Source organism: Ensifer sp. ENS09, from assembly GCF_014852425.1.
Classification (GTDB): domain Bacteria; phylum Pseudomonadota; class Alphaproteobacteria; order Rhizobiales; family Rhizobiaceae; genus Ensifer.
The window spans coordinates 581170-598648 of record NZ_JACVBP010000001.1 but is presented as its reverse complement, the minus strand read 5'-3'; the positions used below and the strand labels follow the sequence as shown (position 1 = coordinate 598648).

The 17479-nt window shown below is 61.3% G+C and carries 19 protein-coding genes; 6 read left to right on the top strand and 13 right to left on the bottom strand.

Annotated features, from left to right (window positions below; genetic code table 11):
• Positions 1 to 22 precede the first annotated feature (22 nt).
• From IB267_RS02965 to IB267_RS33660, 6 genes are all read right to left on the bottom strand, one after another.
• Entirely contained in the window at positions 23 to 709 is a 687-nt protein-coding gene (locus IB267_RS02965) for a fumarylacetoacetate hydrolase family protein (RefSeq protein ID WP_192446333.1), read from the bottom strand.
• Positions 710 to 963: 254 nt separating this feature from the next.
• The gene (locus tag IB267_RS02960) at positions 964 to 1170 is read right to left on the bottom strand and encodes a hypothetical protein (RefSeq protein ID WP_034788476.1); all 207 of its coding nucleotides are present in this window, start codon (positions 1168 to 1170) and stop codon (positions 964 to 966) included.
• 326 nt (positions 1171 to 1496) lie between these two features.
• The gene (locus IB267_RS02955) at positions 1497 to 1733 is read right to left on the bottom strand and encodes a DUF982 domain-containing protein (RefSeq protein ID WP_192446332.1); all 237 of its coding nucleotides are present in this window, start codon (positions 1731 to 1733) and stop codon (positions 1497 to 1499) included.
• 196 nt (positions 1734 to 1929) lie between these two features.
• Complete coding sequence (locus IB267_RS02950) at positions 1930 to 2166, bottom strand: hypothetical protein (RefSeq protein WP_246765000.1); 237 nt, start codon at positions 2164 to 2166, stop codon at positions 1930 to 1932.
• A 110-nt stretch (positions 2167 to 2276) separates the two neighbouring features.
• Entirely contained in the window at positions 2277 to 2669 is a 393-nt protein-coding gene (locus tag IB267_RS02945) for a hypothetical protein (protein ID WP_192446331.1), read from the bottom strand.
• A gap of 188 nt (positions 2670 to 2857) precedes the next feature.
• Entirely contained in the window at positions 2858 to 2980 is a 123-nt protein-coding gene (locus IB267_RS33660) for a hypothetical protein (protein WP_256364300.1), read from the bottom strand.
• Between IB267_RS33660 and IB267_RS02940 the strand changes: the two genes are divergently transcribed.
• Both IB267_RS02940 and IB267_RS02935 read left to right on the top strand, forming a co-directional pair.
• On the top strand, positions 2979 to 3212 hold the full coding sequence (locus IB267_RS02940; protein ID WP_192446330.1) for a hypothetical protein: 234 nt from the start codon (positions 2979 to 2981) through the stop codon (positions 3210 to 3212). The genes IB267_RS33660 and IB267_RS02940 overlap by 2 nt on opposite strands.
• 163 nt (positions 3213 to 3375) lie before the next feature.
• Positions 3376 to 4176 (top strand): glycosyltransferase family 25 protein, encoded by an 801-nt coding sequence (locus IB267_RS02935; RefSeq protein ID WP_192446329.1) that lies wholly within the window; start codon positions 3376 to 3378, stop codon positions 4174 to 4176.
• Between the two features lie 115 nt (positions 4177 to 4291).
• Here IB267_RS02935 and IB267_RS02930 read toward each other — a convergent pair whose 3' ends face one another.
• Complete coding sequence (locus tag IB267_RS02930) at positions 4292 to 5047, bottom strand: galactosyltransferase Lgt5 (RefSeq protein ID WP_192446328.1); 756 nt, start codon at positions 5045 to 5047, stop codon at positions 4292 to 4294.
• Positions 5048 to 5430: 383 nt separating this feature from the next.
• On the opposite strand from IB267_RS02930, the gene dusA reads away from it, so the two are divergent.
• Both dusA and IB267_RS02920 read left to right on the top strand, forming a co-directional pair.
• Positions 5431 to 6528 carry a tRNA dihydrouridine(20/20a) synthase DusA gene (gene dusA, locus IB267_RS02925; RefSeq protein ID WP_192446327.1) on the top strand — a complete coding sequence of 366 codons (1098 nt, stop codon included), beginning with the start codon at positions 5431 to 5433 and terminating at the stop codon, positions 6526 to 6528.
• A gap of 24 nt (positions 6529 to 6552) precedes the next feature.
• The gene (locus IB267_RS02920; RefSeq protein WP_192446326.1) at positions 6553 to 6870 is read left to right on the top strand and encodes a hypothetical protein; all 318 of its coding nucleotides are present in this window, start codon (positions 6553 to 6555) and stop codon (positions 6868 to 6870) included.
• Positions 6871 to 6979: 109 nt separating this feature from the next.
• Here IB267_RS02920 and IB267_RS02915 read toward each other — a convergent pair whose 3' ends face one another.
• Entirely contained in the window at positions 6980 to 7192 is a 213-nt protein-coding gene (locus tag IB267_RS02915) for a cold-shock protein (protein WP_034788487.1), read from the bottom strand.
• 622 nt (positions 7193 to 7814) lie between these two features.
• Between IB267_RS02915 and IB267_RS02910 the strand changes: the two genes are divergently transcribed.
• The gene (locus tag IB267_RS02910; RefSeq protein WP_192446325.1) at positions 7815 to 8402 is read left to right on the top strand and encodes a J domain-containing protein; all 588 of its coding nucleotides are present in this window, start codon (positions 7815 to 7817) and stop codon (positions 8400 to 8402) included.
• A gap of 276 nt (positions 8403 to 8678) precedes the next feature.
• Here the strand turns inward: IB267_RS02910 and IB267_RS02905 are convergent, their stop codons facing one another.
• The gene (locus IB267_RS02905; RefSeq protein WP_192446324.1) at positions 8679 to 9560 is read right to left on the bottom strand and encodes an NAD(P)-dependent oxidoreductase; all 882 of its coding nucleotides are present in this window, start codon (positions 9558 to 9560) and stop codon (positions 8679 to 8681) included.
• 162 nt (positions 9561 to 9722) lie between these two features.
• Here IB267_RS02905 and IB267_RS02900 point away from each other — a divergent pair, with 162 nt between their 5' ends.
• Positions 9723 to 10070, top strand: coding sequence for a helix-turn-helix domain-containing protein (locus IB267_RS02900; RefSeq protein WP_192446323.1), 348 nt, complete (start codon positions 9723 to 9725; stop codon positions 10068 to 10070).
• A gap of 597 nt (positions 10071 to 10667) precedes the next feature.
• On the opposite strand, the gene tyrS is transcribed toward IB267_RS02900, so the two are convergent.
• The 4 genes from tyrS to uvrB form a co-directional block, all read right to left on the bottom strand.
• Complete coding sequence (tyrS, locus tag IB267_RS02895; RefSeq protein WP_192446322.1) at positions 10668 to 11927, bottom strand: tyrosine--tRNA ligase; 1260 nt, start codon at positions 11925 to 11927, stop codon at positions 10668 to 10670.
• 280 nt (positions 11928 to 12207) lie between these two features.
• The gene (locus tag IB267_RS02890; protein ID WP_192446321.1) at positions 12208 to 13155 is read right to left on the bottom strand and encodes a retron St85 family RNA-directed DNA polymerase; all 948 of its coding nucleotides are present in this window, start codon (positions 13153 to 13155) and stop codon (positions 12208 to 12210) included.
• A 2-nt stretch (positions 13156 to 13157) separates the two neighbouring features.
• The gene (locus tag IB267_RS02885) at positions 13158 to 14111 is read right to left on the bottom strand and encodes a retron St85 family effector protein (RefSeq protein ID WP_192446320.1); all 954 of its coding nucleotides are present in this window, start codon (positions 14109 to 14111) and stop codon (positions 13158 to 13160) included.
• Between the two features lie 289 nt (positions 14112 to 14400).
• Positions 14401 to 17355: an excinuclease ABC subunit UvrB gene (uvrB, locus tag IB267_RS02880; protein WP_192446319.1), complete on the bottom strand. Its 2955-nt coding sequence runs from the start codon at positions 17353 to 17355 to the stop codon at positions 14401 to 14403.
• Positions 17356 to 17479 lie beyond the last annotated feature (124 nt).

Here is a 17479-nt window from a genome sequence, read left to right as displayed (position 1 = left end):
CCGCCTGCCGGAAGTGAGCCGGTCAGACGACGCTGACGGCGAGTGCCGCAACGCCATCGACGCCGCAGGTGACCTCGTCGCCGCGCGCGACCGGTCCGACGCCAGAGGGCGTGCCGGTCATGATGACGTCGCCGGGGGCCAGTGTGAAGAGCTTGGAGAGTTCGGCGATGATCTCCGGCACTTTCCAGATCATCTGGTCGAGATCGCCCTGCTGGCGCAGTTCGCCGTTGACCTTCAGCCAGATATTGCCGTTGACCGGATGGCCGATCGTTTCGGCCGATGCGATCGCCGAGAGCGGGGCGGAATGCTCGAACGCCTTGGCGGCGGCCCAGGGCTTGCCAGCCTTCTTCGCCTCCGCCTGCAGGTCACGGCGGGTGAAATCGATGCCGACGGCATAGCCATAGACGCAATCGAGCGCGTCCTCGACGGCGATGTTGCTGCCGCCACGCTTTAGCACCACGACCAGTTCGACCTCGTGATGAACGTCGATGGTCAAGGGCGGGTAGGGGAAGGCGCTACCGGCGGCAAGCAGGTTGTCCGGGTTCTTCTGGAAGAAGAACGGCGGCTCGCGGTCCGGGTCGTGGCCCATTTCGATGGCGTGGGCGGCATAGTTGCGGCCGACGCAATAGACCCGGCGAACCGGAAAGCCGACGAGGCTGCCGGAAATCGGCAGCAGCACGGGAAGCGGTGGGGGGATGATTGTTTCCATGATCGTCCGGTCTTGGGCATCCGTCTGTCGCAACCGACAGGAAGAACACCGCGCGTTTGTTGGGTGCTCGCCGTTGGCCGATTTCGGTTGAGGCGAGGCAAGAGAGAATCCGGACGTTACTGCATAAATCCGCGAATCGGAATCGATCCGCAGAAAAATTAGGAACAAGGATTGGGGACGAAGATTTTGATTAAGGCGCGCCCACCTGGGCGCACGCGATCACGGCATCCGAAAGGATGCCATCATCGGCAAAGTCAGGCGCAATGAGCGTAGGCCTGAAGCTGGTCGCGGGTCAGGAACCGACCGTCCGAACGCGAATTGAGTTCGGGATGGCTGTATTCGAGGCTGGGGACCTGGGGAAGCTCAAGGGCCTGGCGCACGGTCATGATGCCGAGATCACGACGGCCACCTTCACGCTTCACGGTGACTTCAACGATGCGATAGAGATTGCTCTCGCTCATATGTTCTCTCCCGTATATCGTTTTTCTTGAATTCCCTTGCGGGACTAAGGCGCTCCGAAATGGGTTTTTGTGAGGCACCTCAGAATATAGTAGAAAGAAATGAATGCTTCACGACAGAAATCGGGCCATTTCTGGAAAAAACACCCGAGATTGGGCAGTAATGTGCTGAAATGATGCGTTTGACGGGCGAATGCCCGGAGCTTGAACAATCGTAGACGGCCATCAGAGGCCGTGGTTTTCAATCAAAATATCATTATGCCGCTTGTCCGATGGCAAGCGCTCGCCACCTTGACGGCGGCATCTTCCATTCTGCGCCGACTGGCGCGTCAGTGCGTATGCAGCTCGGCTTCTTCGGCGGCCGAGATGAACAGCGATCGGGCTTCCTCGGGGGTGCGACGGCCGTCGATGGCGGCACGGCAGGCACTGCGGGCGGCGACATAGAATGGTCCGCGGCGAGGCCAGTGGTCTGCAAGGCAGGCGAGGGCGTCTGAGGGGCCTTTGACGGTGCGGCAATCGCCGCTAACGAAGTCGAGTTCGATCGGCTGTTTCCAGACTAATTGCATGCGTCTCCTCCTCGAGATCATCTCAATGAACATCGGCATTTGCGACCGCCGGCGTCTGGCTCCTCTCGAGAGCGCCGACAATCGATCTTGCTAATGTAGCGCAGGAGTTAGCTTTTGTAAGCAGCTTTTCGGCTATGGCAGGGCCGGCTGCCAGCGGCGGTGGCGAAGCCATGTCGTGCGAACGTCGCTGGTGGCGTTATCGGGGCATATCACGCTGCAATCTTTCGGCAAATGCGCGACCGGCAATGAGCAGTCGCCCCTCGCTCGTATTGCCTGCGAGATAGTCGTCGATCAGCATCCTGGCATGGCGCCGCGCCGGCTCCCCGTCGCGTGCCCAGCCCTGCTCAATGCAAAGCGCGTCGAAGACACGCTGCAGCCTCGCCATGTCGACCTTCGACAGCGCCAGGCATTGTGTCGCTCGCAATGGGGCCACCCGTCCCTCCCACAAGGTCGCATTCCCGCGTGCACTATGGCAGAAGGCCGGCGAATTGAACCCCTCGGGAATGAGGGGTTATACGGGCACGCCCGTTGCCGTCGGGATTGTCAGGCCGCCGGGACGACGCGGTCGACCTTGGTGCGGCGGCCGCCTTCCTCGATCCGGTAATAGTCGGAACCGATCTGCGCATACTGGTCGCAGCGACGGCCGCCATCCTCGAAGGTTATGCAGACCTCGTCGCCGGTAATCGTGTAGCTGCCGCCGTCGCGCACCTCGTAGTCGCGATAGCCGTAGCGGCCGTCGGCGAAGAAGGTCGAGTTGACGCCGTTGAGATTGTAGCGGAGCGTCTTGCCGACAAGAAAGGCCTGGAGCGCATCGCCCGACAGCGTCGGAACGGACGGGGCGGTCGGCCGGGGCCTTGCGACCTCGGGCGCCTCCAACTCCATCGATTGGCATCCGGCCAAGAGAAGCGTGAGAAGTGCCGCGATCGCGCGTTTCATGCCGTCCGTCCTTATTCCTGTGACCGGTAACGATACAGGAACGCTGCCCTAGTCCTGTCCGCGAGCGCCGTCAAGCCCGTGAGCGGTGGAACGGAGAGGGCGAGGCGGGCCGATCAATCTGCCTTCCTTCCGTTGGCAATCACACGCTCGTCCTCCGTCGTTCAAAGCCGCAAAAAAGTGCCTGTCGCTCAGAAAAGGCTCGTGCCAACCGATGCTGCCACCGTGGCCGCCAGTGCCAGCAGCAGAAATGCGGCGCCGATGACGGTCGCTATTGTCCGCCGGCGCCGTGCGCCGCTCCAATCGTAGCTCATGTTTCGCTCCGATGACGATCCAGTCGATGCGGCACAATCGGTGATTTTGCTTAACAAAATGGAAACCATGCCCGAATGGGCGCGCGCCGGCGCGGCGCTCCCATTGGGGCAGTTTGACGGAACCCAACCGGTAGTCCCGTCAGCCTCGTATCGCGAGGAGCTCGCAGACGTCGTTGTCGCGCAGCAGCTTGTCGCCGCAGGGCTGATCGTTGTGACGCTGGGCGATCCGTGATAGCTCGTCGCGTAGTTGTACGAATCCCGATGATGCGTTCGGTCACCCTGCTGTTGATTTTGGAGCGTTTTTTCGGAGTTCCGGTGTTCCGGCGCGTGCGCCACGCCATGCGGCGTGCGCCTTCGCCCCGCACACGCCAAGATGGAAGGAAACAGGGCTATCCATGCGCTGCCTGGTGATCAATCTCGACCGTTCCCCTGAGCGCCTGATCCATATCGGTAGCCAGTTTTCCACCCTCGGCCTGAATTTCGAGCGCGTCGCTGCCGTTGATGGGCGAGAGCTCGATGACGCCGTTCTGGCGATGCAGCCGGCGTCGAAGCAGTGGAAGAGGATGAACAAGGCCGAGATCGCCTGCTTCATGAGCCATCGGAGTTGCTGGGCCATCATTGCGGAAGGGAACGATGCCTATGGCGCGGTGATCGAGGACGATGTCTTCTTTTCGCCGAGCGCCACCCATGCGCTGTCGTCATCGGATTGGATACCGGCCGAAGTGGGGCTGCTGAAGATCGAGACCTTCCGGCAGAAGGTGTTTCTCAGCCGCGCCCGTGTGCTCGCCGATGCCGCGCGCTCGATCCACGCGTTGCGGGGATGCCATGTCGGCACGGGCGGCTATGTCATCTCTCGGAACTATGCAAAAAGGCTGCTCGAGCTCTCGGAAGCGGCGTTTCCATGCCCCGTCGATCATTTCATGTTCGACGACGAGGTGCCGCGGCCGGAAGACTGCCGCATCCATCAGCTCTATCCGGCCGTCTGCATCCAGGGCATGCTGCTCGACAGTGCCGACCCCGCGCATGGAAGCACGATCCGCAAGCCGGCCGGCGCAACGGTCCGCGTGAAGCCAAAGCTCAGGATACACCAGAAGCTCTGGCGCGAGTGCAAGCGCCTGTCCTTGCAGGCAGCGGCGCTGCCGCCGTTCCTTTTCCGCAGCATTCGCTACCGCTGGACGGCCGTGCCGTTCGGCTAAGCCTGACGCTGTCCACGTTGGCGGCATTATCACTCATTTGCGCTGCGCGTTTTGCGGCCGAAAGGCGGGCAGGGCGATCTTCATCCAGGCCCGCTCTTTCTGACGTCATCCAACGTCACGCATTCAGAATTTCATGCATCGGACTGCCGGCCGGAACGCCACTTGGCTTCAGGCGGGAGTTGCAGAGATGAAGAAAGGACGAGCGGCTGGTCGCCAGGTCGCGAACGGAAAGCCCGGGTTCGTACAGCAGGCCCGTGCATTCGAAATGCAGATTGTAGAAGGCATCTATGCTGGACGCGTGGTTCGTCAGGTTCATCTCGCGCACGTGGTGCGTCAAGAGTTGCGGACCGATGACGCCCCAAGCCTGATCTGCGACATGCACCGGAAACCCGAGCTTTTTCCGCAGTGCCATCTTGTTTCTCTTGCGGGAGGGGATCCAAGGAGGAATGAAGTAGATATCCTCTGAAGCTTTCAAGATATTCTTCAGCAAATGACTCCCAGACGGTATCTTGAGAACCGCATTGCAGATCAGCTTGGAACTTTCCCAGCCAAATACATATTCGTCTTCGAAAAAAGGCTTCAGGCAATACACATCGCAGTCGACGTAGAGGCCCAGGCTCTCCCGTTGGATACGGTAACGATAGATGTCTGAGGCAAAAGCCAACCTGTTTGCTTCTCGAAAAATCTCAACTTCCTGCACGGACATCAGTTTGCTTGCATCGAATAATCTGACGCCCTCAGGCGCATCTTCGGGCATTCCAAAGGCGTGCAGAACGACATCATAGTCGTTGCGGAGAAAGGATCGCAAACAGGCGGCATGGACAGGGCCGAGCTGCTTGCCGATCCAAACTGTGTTGACAATATTCGACATCAATCCCTCATTGCGACGGTCAGCTCTAACTAAACAAAAATTGTGGTTTGTAAACGAGTTAGAGACGTTCGAGCCTGCCGTCATTCTCGCGTCTGCGCCTTCGTGCGCCCGACAAGACTGCTCGGCCTCAGATGTCGGTCGAGCACGCTGGTGAGAGTGGTCGGGGCCTTCAACTCTGTCCGGTCTGCCACGTCTTCTAACCTTGGACTGTTTGCCCTCTCGCATTCTGCGGATCCACGCGGTATATGACCCGGGCCCATTGTGGCGCATTGGCCTGACGATGCTGCCCATGGATTTACGACAAGCCCCGGACCACTTGCTACAATGTAGCAATCGCCCAGCGACGGCGGTCAGAGCAGGGCTCAAGCAAGAGCTGACAAGAGATGATGAAGACAGCGCAAACGGTTGAGAGCGTGGGTGGGTGCAGGTACTTCAGGGGACCTGTCTTTGCCGTTGCCCCCATGATCGACTGGACGGACAGGCATTATCGCCTTTTCGCCCGGCAGCTGTCGCGGCATGCGCTGCTCTATACGGAGATGATCGTCGCTGAGGCGATCCTGCGGGGAGACCGGCAGAGGCTGCTCGGCTTTGATGCATCGGAGCATCCCGTCGCGCTACAGCTCGGCGGCAATGATCCGGCGAAGATGGCGGAGGCGGCACGGATCGCCGAATCCTTCGGCTATGACGAGATCAACATGAATGTCGGCTGCCCGTCGGACCGGGTGCAATCCGGCACGTTTGGCGCCTGCCTGATGCAGGAGCCGGCGACGGTGGCTGCCTGCGTTGCGGCGATGAAGGCGGCGGTAAAAATCCCGGTCACGGTCAAGTGCCGGATCGGCGTCGACGATCAGGATCCGGAAGTGGCGCTGCGCACGCTCGTCGCGCAGGTGGTCGATGCCGGCACGGATGCCGTCTGGGTGCATGCGCGCAAGGCCTGGCTGCAGGGCCTGAGCCCCAGGGAGAACCGCGAGATCCCGCCACTCGATTATGGTCTCGTGCATCGGCTGAAGCAGGAAAACCCCAATATTTTCGTCGGCATCAACGGTGGTCTTCAGACCCTTGATCAGGCGCTTGAACAGCTTCAGCATCTGGACGGTGTCATGCTTGGCCGCGCCGCCTATCACGACAGCGCCATGTTGACGTCGGCGGATCGCCATTTCCCGCATCCGCTGACCGGGGCCGAGTCCATCGTTGAAAACGGTGCCACCTTCTCGGAGCGCGGCCATCGCCTCGATCTCGATTTCTGGGCCCGCGTCCGCGACGCCATGGCGGACTACGCCGCCGCGCATATCGCCAATGGCGGACGGCTGATCCACGTGACCCGGCATATGGTCGGCCTGTTCCAGGGCTGGGCGGGCGCCAGACGCTATCGCCAGATCCTGTCCTCCGATGCGACCCGCCAGGGCGCGGGTCCGGACGTGATCCACGCGGCCTTCGAGGCGGTGTTCGAGGCGACGGCGGCAAAGCAGGCTGCGGAGTAACTGAGAACCGCTGAGAACGATCGAATGAAGCGGTTTGAAATCTACCTCGACGATCAGCTCATTGGGCACACGGCGTTCGAGAACGGCGATGCCGCAATGGGCGTTGCGTTTGGACGGTTTTTGCCGACCAGTGCCTATCGCCGCGACATGATCACCGAAGATAGCGTCATCGTCGTCATGCTCGGGGATACGACGATCCGATCGACCGGCGGCGCGTACATCGAAGACTATTTCGAGGAGATGGGCGAAATCGAGGTCGCGATCCTTGGCGTGGATTGCCCGCCGTATAACGCGTTGTTTCCGGAGCACGAGGCCGCTTACGAGGCGGGGTTTCGGAACTGATGGACAGGATTGTCCGGGGCATGCCCCTGGAATACCGATCCCTCAAAACGAAAACGGCACCCCTTGCGGGGCGCCGTTTCCAAATGAATGTCCGACTGGACGATCCGGCTTAGGCAGCCTGGATGTTGACGGCCTTCGGGCCCTTGCCCATGCGATCCGGCTCGGTGTCGAAGGTGACCTGCTGGCCATCCTTGAGGGTAGCGAGGCCAGCGGCCTGAACGGCGGAGATGTGTACGAACACGTCCTTCGCGCCGCCATCCGGCGTGATGAAGCCGAAGCCCTTGTCCTGGTTGAAGAATTTTACGATGCCCTTGGTGGCCATGGAAGAAGTCCTTTTCCTTCAGTCAATTTGCGTTGCCCGCGCCCCCTGGGGGATGTGGGCATCTCGTCTTCCGCTTGCAAGCGGAAAGGCGTCGAGTGGTCACGATATCGGGGAAAAGACGTCTACGGTGCCGCTGCCGGCGGTCCCGACACAAGGCCGGGCGCAGTTGAAAGTCCAGTCTCCGGGATAGAAATCGCCCGAACGGCGGAAGAAGTGACAGGATTTGCAGAAAAAGGCAAGCGCCTTGTGCGCCGCTGCAAGCCGTCCGGCCTCTGTCTTTGCAGGGCTTTGGCCGGTTCTCCACCGTCGCTTTCCGGGCAGGGAGAAAAATCGGGGACGGCCGGTTTGCGGACACAATTTCGTCCCGACCGCGACCGAACGTGCGCGCCGCCAACGGGCGTTCGCGTCTTGGGGTGGACTGCCGGGGGTAGGCTTGCGCCTCGCTATAAGACTTGCGCATCCCCAGGATAACGCGCAGGTTTTACCGAAGGTTGGTTCCGTCTCGGCCGGCAATGGCTTAGCGATGCCCTGCCGGTCGCGCAAAGCGGGACGGCGTGACGTGCCTGAAGAATGCGCCGACGGCCTTGGCCTGCGGTGGGAGTGACATACGGAGAGGGACAGCGTGATCGACCCTTACGAACTGCTTGGACTGGAACGCGATGCCGACAATCAGGCAATCCGCAACGCCTATCGCAAGGCGGCGAAATCCGCGCATCCGGATTCTGGCGGCGATCCCGAACAGTTTGCCCGGCTGCAAGTGGCCTATGAGCTGCTCAAGGATCCGGTCCGTCGCAAGGTGTATGACGACACCGGCTACGATCCGCAGCTGGCCGACGCACGCGATCTCAAGGGCCTGATGATGCTGGAGACGCTGGTCAACGAGTTCATCCTCGACGAGCGCGAGCCCGGCAGCTTCGATCCCGTCGCCGCCATGCGTCGCAAGCTTTCCGACGATATCGTCAAGAGCCGCTTCCATATCCTCGAGCTGGAGCGTCACCGCGCCCGCGTGCGCAAGCACCTCGACCGCCTCGGTCGCCGGCCGGAGACCGACGTGCTCGGCTCGATGCTGCGCGCCCGCTCGCGCTCGATCGCCGAGGCGATCAAGAATACCGACGAGCAGATCAAGACGATCGAGCAGGCCTATGAAATGCTGGAAGGCTATTCCTACGAGCTGGAGGCGCTGGCGGTGAACGCCCACGCGGCGGAATAGGCGGCGCCGTCTCGACTTCTTCCCTTTGCCAAGCGCGTCGGGGCGGTGGCAACAGCCATGCTCTGCACAGCTCGCGGACGGCCGACGTCAGCCTCGATACCGTACGCAATTGGGTTATCGGCGATCTCAAGAGCGGCGCGGCGGCCGGGAGGCGAGTGCCCGCCGGCGCAAGCGGAACGCGGCCTCGTTTCAAGGGCCTGAAGCGCGAGACCTTGATGCCAAAAGTTGTGGCGCGGGGCGGCGCAGGTGACAGCGCGCGCCCCTTCGCCTTACGCGCTATCGACGCCCCATGAACAGCGACAGCGACGCAAAATCGTCGTGCAGGTGGCCGGCGTCGATGGCACGGCGGAAGATCGCCTCGTAGCCGTCGGTGATGGTGCGGTCGATTCCGCGGGCGGCCATCAGCTCGACCAGATGGTGGAAAGCGCCATAGTGCGGCGAGACCGAGGACAGCGTCTCGCCGTCGGCGGCATAGCGCCCGGCGGCACTGCGCTTGATCAGGTCGCCGACGAGGCCATCGATGACAGGCGCCGTCGCCGACCATTGCTTGCCGAGCGTTTCGAGATCGATCGCCTCGGCGCGGCAGACGGCGATCGATTGCAGCGCACCGAACAGTGCACCCCACATCAGGGCGAGCACGGCGCTGTCGAGTGCGTTGGCAAGGCCCGGATCGGCGCCGATATGCTGGACATTGCCGCCGAGCGCGGCGAGCACCGCGCGGCTTTCCTCAAATGCTGCGGCCGGGCCGGAGACGAGCAGCGTGCCCGCTTCGGTGCCGATGAAATCCGGCGTCGCCAGGATTGCGCCGTCGAGGTAGCGGATGCCATGTCGCCCGGCCCAATCCTGCACCTCGCGCGCGCCATCGGGCGTGCCGGAGGTCAGCTCGACGATCAGCTTGCCCTTGAGGGCACCAGTGACGTCAGGGGCGCGCAGCAGACTTTGCGTCGCCGCGTAGTCGCTGACATTGACGATGACGATGTCGGACGCGGCGACGGCGTTGCGCACACTGGCCGCCACCTCGGCTCCGGCAGCGGCGAGCGGCGCCGCCTTTGCCGGCGTGCGGTTCCATACCGTCGTCGGGTGTCCTGCCTTCAGCAGCGCATGCGCCAGTGCCGATCCCATTCGCCCCATTCCCAAAACGCTGATTGCAGGTTGCATGTCCAGTCTCCATATCCATGGCGCGGGTCGGCGCTGGTGCGCATCCCGCTTCGATTGTTCGACGCGACGGGATTGTCGTCGCGGCTGAGACGTAAGGTGGGGCAACCCGGTCGCAATACGCACCCGCGGGTAAGTGGTTACCCCTGCGTAAGGGAGGAAGACATGACGGATGCGATGGAGAACTGCGGTTTCATGACCGCGCTGCGGGCGATCGAGGGCAAGTGGAAGGTCGATATTCTCTGCGAACTCGGCAAGGCGGCGCGCCGCTTCGGGCGCCTGCGCCAGGCGATGCCCGCCATCAGCGAGAAGATGCTGGCGCAGCAGCTGCGCGAACTGGAGGCCGACGGCCTCGTCAGCCGCACCATCTATGCCGAAACGCCGCCAAAGGTGGTCTATTCGCTGACCAAACGCGGTGCCGCGCTGAACGTGGCGGCGGATGCGCTCTGCAAGTGGGGCGAAGAGTTCGGCGACGCGGGGCAGGTCGAGGCGAGGGCGGTTGCGGCGGGCTGACCGCTGCTACGTCAGCGTGGCCGTGTGCGAGATCGCGTTCGAGCGGCATTGAAGCCACGATGCCGGCCGCAGCAGCTCCTCGATCCGTTGCCGGGTCCGTTGGCGCCGCGATCTTGGCGGCAGCAGCCCTGTCTGCCTCCATCCCTGCTCGTGACAGGGATCACGTGGCCATGCGGCCGCACGGCGGACAGCGGTGGCAGCACGCTGGGGCTTGCATTCTCGGAAATGAGCCCTTCGCGCCGCAGACGCGGCGCTGCTGGATTCCTGTGACAGGCACAGGAATGAGGGCGGTCGGGTATATCCCGGCGCTTTTTCGGCTACGGTGGTGACGCTGCGAGCCGATTTCATGAGAGGGCCGCGCTCCGGTTACCGTCGTCACACCTATGCCGCCACGATCTCTTCGGCTGCGTCCCTCTCCGGTCACAGAGAGCCAGCCGCCGCGCGTCGGCGCGGCTGGAAATGCCGAGCCAACGCACTCAGGCCCGTTGGTTTACCGACGCATCCCGTCGCGCGGCAGATGCGATGCTGGCATCAAGCGACGGGCACAGGAACGGGCGCGGCGGGGGCCTGGGTCGGGCAGCCGCCGCGCGCGCCGGCCTACTTCACCACCACATGGCGCTTCCTGCCGAGCGAGAGCCGGAGCGGCTGGCCGCCGATGGTCACCACCCCGTCCGCATCGACGACCTCACCGTCGATGCGGACACCGCGGCCGGCGATCGCCCGGCGCGCCTCGCTCTTCGACGACGCCAGGCCGGCCAGGACGAGCAGATCGACCAGCACCACGCCGGCCGTGCGTTGGGCGGCGTCGAGTTCGACCGTCGGCAAGCCCGCGGCGGCTTCGCCTTGCCCGAAAGCCTGCCGCGCCGTCTGCTGCGCCCGTTCGGCCGCGTGCCGCCCATGCGCCAGCGCCGTCGCCTCGTTGGCAAGGCGCTCCTTCACCCCATTGAGCGCGGCACCTTCGGCGCGGCCGAGCCTTTCGATCTCGTCGAGCGGCAGGTCGGTGAAGAGTTTCAGGAAGCGCACCACGTCGGCATCCTCGACGTTGCGCCAGAACTGCCAGTAGTCGTAGGGCGACAGGCGGTTGGCATTGACCCAGACGGCGCCGGCCGCTGTCTTGCCCATCTTGACGCCCGAGGCGGTGGTGAGCAGCGGCGTGGTCATGCCGAAGACTTCCTGGCCCTCGATGCGCCGCAGGAGGTCGACGCCGCCGATGATGTTGCCCCACTGGTCGCCGCCGCCGAGCTGGATCCGGCAGCCGGTTCGGCGGAACAGTTCGAGGAAATCGACCGCCTGCAGGATCATGTAGTTGAACTCGAGGAAGCTCAGGTTCTCCTGCTGCTCCAGCCGCGTCCTGACGCTGTCGAAGGAGAGCATGCGGTTGACGGAAAAATGCTTGCCGACATCGCGCAGCATGTCGATCCAGGCCATCTTGTCCAGCCAGTCGGCATTGTTCACCATGACGGCGTCGGTCGGACCGTCGCCAAAGGTCAGCAGCCGCTCGAACACTTTTCTTATGCCCGCGACATTGGCCGCGATCTCGTCCTCTGACAGCATCGGCCGCGCCGCCGAGCGAAAGCTCGGATCGCCGATCCGCGTGGTGCCGCCGCCGATCAGCACGATCGGCCTGTGGCCGGCCTGCTGCAGCCGCCTCAGCGCCATGATCGGCACGAGATGCCCGACATGCAGACTGTCCGCCGTCGCATCGAAACCGGCATAAATGGGCACGATCCCGCCCGCGAAGGCGCGGTCGACGCCCGGCAGATCGGTGACCTGGTTGATGTAACCACGCTCGACCAGCGTTCGGGTTATGGTCGAGCGCGGCTGGAAGGAACCGGCTGGGCTATCGAAAGGTGTCATCGGGTGCTCCATGGCTGATGCCGCCAGGGAGCGCTGAAAATGACAAAGCCGCCTGACGGCGGCTTGTTTCAAGGCATGATCGAAACGCGCCGCTCCCTATGGAGACGTCGCATAATAGATGGCAGTGATGTGCGCGGTGTTGATCATGCCGTGGTTGTAGCGGGAGTTGGGGGAGGTGGCAAGGGTGGGTTCCACAGGCACTGCTATCCCCTGAAGTAGAGATCCGATCTCTTACGGTCTGTGCATTTGGATTATGACGCGATACGCAGCCGTCTGAATTTTATGCGCGCCGTATCGCGACGCTTGCGTCACGCAAGTTCTGCATCATTCCGCTCCCGTACTTCTTGGTTAGTACATCGATGAACTCCGGCTCTACGGAGTTGATGAATGAAATGTATCCATGAAGCCGCTCGATCGAGTCTTCATCAAGTTTACCTAATGTAAACCTATGAACAGAAGCGCGAATCTCCCGTTTCTTGTCTCTTCCAATTGTAACTCTTCCATCGTTGGCGAGGGTCAGTCCTGTAACGCTCCGATGGAATTTCGTGGTTATATAGGTCGTTTTCTCCCGATTTATTCTTAGAGTCGGGAAATCTACGTGATTAATAGCTCTCGATACTGCTCTTTTTACGCCGGTCAGGTGGCCTGTTCTTGGGGCCGAAAACGTGAGATCATCCGCGTACCGCGTGTACAGCACCTTATCTGGTGCAACGAGTTCACTGATGTATCGATCAAATTCAAACAAAAGAACGTTCGATAATGTCGGGGACGACGGCGCCCCAATTGCTAGCCGAAGTTTTGATCCGCCTTTGGGTCTATGAAAAAGCAAGAGTGTCGAAAGTCGTCGCTCTAGAGGATCTTCGAAAAGATTGTTCCTCTGGCAATAGTGCTCCCAATCCCTGTCTGTTATGCACGGAAAGAAGTCCTTAAAATCCATTTTTAGTATGGGCCCAAAACCGGCGTGTCTTTCCGCGTTATCTTTGATAGATGTTTCCGCCCGGTACGCGGTAGCTGCTGGGTGAATTGGAAGTTCTGAGAGGAACTCATCCACAAATGCGCGCTGCAGAATCTTTAGTTCCTTTGCCGGTTGAGCGATCTTTCGCTTCCCTCCATTTCTTTTCGGCACCGAAAATTCCTTGTATCGTCGAGGGGCAGTTGCCAAAATTCGCCGAACTACGAATGGATTGAGACCGCTGGCGGCGACAAGCTTTTCTATTATTTCGCTCATCTTCAGTCCTTTGCGAGCCCTGCGGATTCAGCGATGCAGTTGAACCGCGTTCTATCTTTCTCCTTCCACTGATCTCTGATCGCCGCTTGCCAGCGTACGCGATCTAGCTCCATCCCCGGTTTTGCTTGAAACCGCACAGCCATATTGGGAGCCTTTGCAACATAGAATGTTCTCACGCCTCGCTTTGCGCTGGAGATCCAGCGCGCGAAGTCGGCGCAAACGAGAAAGTTGAGGATTCGATCTCTGGGGCAAGTTATGCCGAGACAGTAAAGCGCTACGTCAATTTCGTCAGGAGTTAGCGCGCCGTACCACTGAATAAGTCCGACAATGAGCTTAATTAAATGCCCATTGTTATCCCTGTTGAAAGTTGAGTGATTCGGTATTGAACGTATTCGTTCCTTTATAGAATGCTCAATTACGTAAGAAAATTCACCTACATCAAGATTCTCAAGCTTATCTATTTTTTCTATGCCTATATCTCTGCGATTTAGAACGCAAACTGAGGTTTCTCCCACAGAATTTTGAAGAGAAAGTAGTGGACCGAGTTTTATAAAAGAATTTTCTTGGAATCTCTTGTCGTCAACTACAACTAAAAGTCTCTGTGATATCTCTGGCAATACAGCAAATGCGCCGAGTTCAGCCGCGCTGCCATAGCTTTCAGAAAACACCAAGATCAAACTAGAGATCTGCGCGATATCGGACTCAAGGGTTAATAAGTCACGATACGTCCCTTGCGGGAAGAACGCGTTGAGATCTTCGGCCAGAACGGGGTTGTATTTGTCGAAAGGCTTGTTGTGCGCAATTCGCATAAATGCTTCGCGCAGCGACGGCGGAGGATGTACTGATGTATCAATAGTGCCGCCGCAAACGAACAATATAGATGTTGGCTGATAGACCCGAATGTTATTCGGGTCTATCAGCGTTAAGATATTCTCTATTTCGAGATTATCTATCACTTACCTAAGGCTCGGAAGGAAATGTGAGCTATCCGAGCGGAGCGACCGATTTATCGGACGGATGGATCGCATATCCTTCCGAGCCGAATAAAAGCGGTCAATCGATTGAGGTCTAGCGAAGCGCCCGACCGAGCAGTAGTGCCCATCGCGTAAGTAATTCATAGTCATTGGTAGCCTGATTCGTGTCAATCGATTTTCATCATTCACACGGCTCAGTGCAAGGCGGTTGCGCTCGGTACTTTGACTACTTGTGGATTAAATTTCGGTTTCGACTTAGGCTGTCGCCGTTCTACCGTCCCGGCCGTCCCGTCTTGCCCTTGGTCCGCCCCTTCTGCCGCTTCTCGTCCGCCGGATCCTCATACGACCCAACACCCGGCTTCGCTCGGGTCAGAATCGGCTTCTCCGGCACATGGCCAGTCACCGGCTTTTCTGTCCGCCCGACGGTCATTTCGTCGAGGGTGTTGCGGCGGAACAGGGATTTGTCCACGCCGGCGGGGGTGGCGACGTCGCGGCCCATGTCGTCAAGGTCGGGTTTCTGGAAGTAGCCCTCGGATGCGGAGGCGGGCGTACCCCCCTCTGTCCTGCCGGACATCTCCCCCACAGGGGGGGAGATCGGGTTGGGCGCGCCCTTGCCGGATTTCCTGCCACCTTCCATTGATTTTGCCTCTTCCCGTGCCATCGGGTCGTCCATCGCAGCCAATTCTGCGGCCTTGAGGCGTTTGATCTCGTCGCGCAGGCGCGCGGCCTTTTCGAAGTCGAGGTCGGCGGCGGCGTCGCGCATCTGTTTTTCCAGCGCGTTGAGGTGCGCCTGCAGGTTGTTGCCGACGAGGTGGCCGCCGTCTGCAAAGCCCTTGCCGGCGACGCCGGATATGTCGGCGCGCACGTGGTCCTTCTCGTACACGCTGTCGAGGATGTCGGAGATTTTCGCCTTCACCGATTCCGGGGTGATGCCGTTGGCCTCGTTATAGGCCATCTGCTTTTCGCGGCGGCGGCTGGTTTCGTCCATCGCGCGCTTCATCGAGCCGGTGATCTGGTCGGCATAGAGGATGACCTTGCCGTCGACGTTACGGGCGGCGCGGCCGATGGTCTGGACCAGGGAGGTCTCGGAGCGCAGGAACCCTTCCTTGTCGGCGTCGAGAATGGCGACGAAGCCGCATTCGGGAATGTCGAGACCTTCGCGCAGAAGGTTGATGCCGACGAGCACGTCGAAGGCGCCGAGGCGCAGGTCGCGGATGATCTCGATGCGCTCCAGCGTGTCGATGTCGGAGTGCATGTAGCGCACGCGAATGCCCTGTTCGTGCAGGTATTCGGTGAGGTCCTCGGCCATGCGCTTGGTGAGCACGGTGACGAGCGTGCGGTAGCCGGCGGCCGCCGTCTCGCGAATTTCGCCGAGTACGTCGTCGACCTGGGTTTTCGCCGAGCGCACTTCGACCGGCGGGTCGATCAGGCCGGTCGGGCGGATGACCTGTTCAGCAAAGACACCGCCGGACTGTTCCAGTTCCCAGGAGCCCGGCGTCGCCGAAACGGCGATCGTGTCCGGGCGCATCGCGTCCCATTCCTCGAAGCGCAGCGGGCGGTTGTCCATGCAGGAGGGCAGGCGGAAGCCGTATTCGGCCAGCGTCGCCTTGCGGCGGAAGTCGCCGCGATACATGCCGCCGATCTGGCTGACGGAGACGTGGCTCTCGTCGATGAAGAGAAGCGCGTTGTCGGGGATGTATTCGAACAGCGTCGGCGGCGGCTCGCCGGGATTGCGGCCGGTGAGATAGCGGGAATAGTTCTCGATGCCGGCGCAGGAGCCGGTCGCCTCCAGCATCTCGATGTCATAGCGGGTGCGCTGCTCCAGTCGCTGCGCTTCCAGCAGGCGGCCGCCCTTTTCCAGCTCGGCCAGCCGATGCACCAGCTCTTCCTTGATCGCCTTGATCGCGCCGTTCAGCGTCGGGCGCGGCGTGACATAGTGCGAGTTGGCGTAGATCTTGACCGACTTCAGGTCGCCGGTCTTCTGGCCGGTGAGCGGATCGAATTCGGTGATGGCGTCGATCTCGTCGCCGAACATGGAGATGCGCCAGGCGGCATCCTCCAAGTGGGCCGGGAAAATTTCAATGGTGTCACCGCGCACGCGAAAAGAGCCGCGCTGGAAATCCATGTCGCGGCGCTTGTACTGCTGCGCCACCAGGTCGGCCAGCAGCTGCCGCTGGTCGAGCCGGTCGCCGACGCTCATCTGGAAGGTCATGGCGGTATAGGTCTCGACCGAGCCGATACCGTAGATGCACGAGACCGAGGCGACGATGATGCAGTCGTCGCGCTCCAAGAGCGAGCGGGTGGCCGAGTGACGCATGCGGTCGATCTGCTCGTTGATCGAGGATTCCTTCTCGATGAAGGTATCCGAACGCGGCACATAGGCTTCCGGCTGGTAATAGTCGTAGTAGGAGACGAAGTACTCGACCGCGTTGTCAGGGAAGAAGTTCTTGAACTCGGAATAAAGCTGGGCGGCGAGCGTCTTGTTCGGCGCGAGGATGACGGCGGGGCGCTGCGTCGCCTCGATCACCTTGGCCATGGTGAAGGTCTTGCCCGAGCCGGTGACGCCGAGCAGAACCTGGCTGCGCTCGCCGGAATTCAGGCCCTCGACCAGATCGGCGATCGCCGTCGGCTGGTCGCCGGCCGGCTGGTACTCCGACGCCATGCGGATTTCGACGCCGCCTTCGGATTTCGGCGGCCGGGCCGGCCGGTGCGGTGTCCAGAGCTTGCCGTCCTTGAACAGCGGGTTGCCGCTTTCGATCAGCGCCGACAGCGCTTCGACCGTCGCGGTAACGCCCGAGGTCGAGGTCAGCTTGGCGGCATCTTCCAGCGACACGTCGAGGCCGGCGACCGGATTGAGGCCGGCGGCGGCGCGGGTCTTCGGGTCGGTCGAGCCGCCCATGGAGGTGCCGCGCGCCGACTTGCTGCCGACGATCTCGACCTTGCCCTTCTTGCCCGCCTTCTTCGGCTGGGCCTCGTCATCGGCGCCCGCTGCCTTGCGCGCCGCCTTGGAGGCGGCGATCTCCACCGTCTTGCGGTGCTTGCCGGCCTTGGAGGCGATCTCGCGCTGGGTTTCGAAGGCGGAGGCTTCCGCATCCACCTCGAGCTGCTTCACCCAATCGGAAACATTGCCGGAAAGCGGCGCGCCGGAAAACGGCGCCTGAGGCGCTTCTTCGAAACCGGACGGAGAGGAGGGCTTCGGCGGTGCATTCTTCGGAGCTTTGGTCATGGCGGGGAATATGGCGAGAGTCCGGTCGAAAGAAAAGGGGCGCAAGAGTACAAAACGGCAACATTTCTCCCGCGTATCGGTTGCGAAATTTCGGCCCGGACGCCACGGTTGTCATGGCCGATTC